Annotated in this window: 1 protein-coding gene; it reads right to left on the bottom strand. The window is 30.4% G+C overall.

Annotation, left to right across the window (positions count from 1 at the left end; all coding sequences use genetic code 11):
- Positions 1 to 61: 61 nt before the first annotated feature.
- A partial coding sequence (locus LGK97_RS19550; RefSeq protein ID WP_226261990.1) for an IS1182 family transposase occupies positions 62 to 1,509 on the bottom strand: 1,448 nt, incomplete at its 5' end.

The following is a 1,509-nucleotide window of genomic DNA, read 5'->3' as shown; positions in this document are numbered from 1 at the left end:
TTTTTTGCACAACAAAAAAGAGATCAATAAACCTCCAAATTCTAATATTCAATTTTAATTATTAAGCAATTTCTTTGTGGTGTAAAAATAAACCGCATCTATCATTTTGTATTTTATTATGAAGTTTGTTTATGTTGTATCCAAAACTTAATAATGTAAATTCAATTTTTACGTTGTTTTTACCTCTTGTTAAAAAGCGTCTAAATCCATGGTCTTCTTTCATAACTCCAAATGCACCTTCAACTTGAATTGACCTGTTCATTCTTAACAAAATCCCTTCGGGAATTGTTATGTTAGTTAAAGATTTATGTCTTTTTTCAATAAATAGCTTTGATACCTGCATTTTTCTATTGCCAGCAGCCTTGGTGCACTTTGGTTTATGTTGACAATCTTCACAACTTTCGCATTCATATACTGTTACCTCAGACTTATATCCCGATTTTGATTTCCTAGTAATCATGCCGGTAGGCCTTAGTATTTTCTTATTGTAACAAGTGTACTCGTCATCCTTTTTATTATAGTGCATGTTTTCTCGTTTGCTTATATTCCTTTTGAAACTAACTTTCTTCATCCCCTCATAGGCCTGTGGCTTTATAAAGGTATTTTGATTATTCTTCTCTAAATAAACATAGTTTTCTTCACTTTCATATCCGGCGTCAGCCACTATGTTACTGTACTTCTCAGGTAACCCTTTATTTAATTTTTCAAGAAAAGGTATCAGTGTGAGTTGATCAGATCTTTCACTGGATATATCTATTCCCACAATATATTCTGCCTCTACACCAATTTGAACATTATATGCTGGTTTTAACTGAGCATTTCTCATATGATCTTCTTTCAAAATCATAAATGTGGAATCTTTATCCGTTTTAGAAAAACTATTTCTACCATTAAAGGTACTATTATAGTCGTCATATTTAATCTGTCTTTCTATTACATCTTCTATCATTTCAATATATCTTTGTATTTTAGTTTTTCTTTTACCTTTACCGCTCACAAATGTTATGTTCTCCTTTTCTTTTGTTTCATTAAGAATCTTTAAAATCTCTTGTAAGTAAGTGACTTCAATTTTTACTTCTGGTATAATTATAAATTCTGTCTTAAACTCAGAATTTATTTCTTGAATTACTTTTGTTGCTTTTTCTTGTAATTTGACTTCAAATTTATTGGTGGCTTTCTTCCACACAAAAGTATACTTATTAGCATTTGCTTCGATTTTGGTTCCATCTATAAATATATTTTTATATTCTATTTCTCCAAACTCTCCGAGTTTTATAACTAGTTGATTAAACAAATCATCTATAACATTTGCAAGCCTTTTAGTTCTAAATCTTGCAATTGTATTGTGATCAGGGGCCTGGCGGCCTTGAAGAAGCCAAATGAAATTTATATCTCTTTTACAAGCCTGCTCAATTTTTCTGCTTGAGTAAATATCATTCATATATGCATAAACTAATACCTTAAAAAGAATCTGGGGTGGGAGTGCTGAATTTCTACCTTTTGTAGAGT

Source organism: Clostridium sp. CS001 (genome assembly GCF_020443565.1).
In the GTDB taxonomy this organism is placed as follows: Bacteria; Bacillota; Clostridia; order Clostridiales; family Clostridiaceae; genus Clostridium_AD.
Note: the sequence above shows the minus strand (reverse complement) of the source record. Positions and strands in the feature narration are given on the sequence as shown.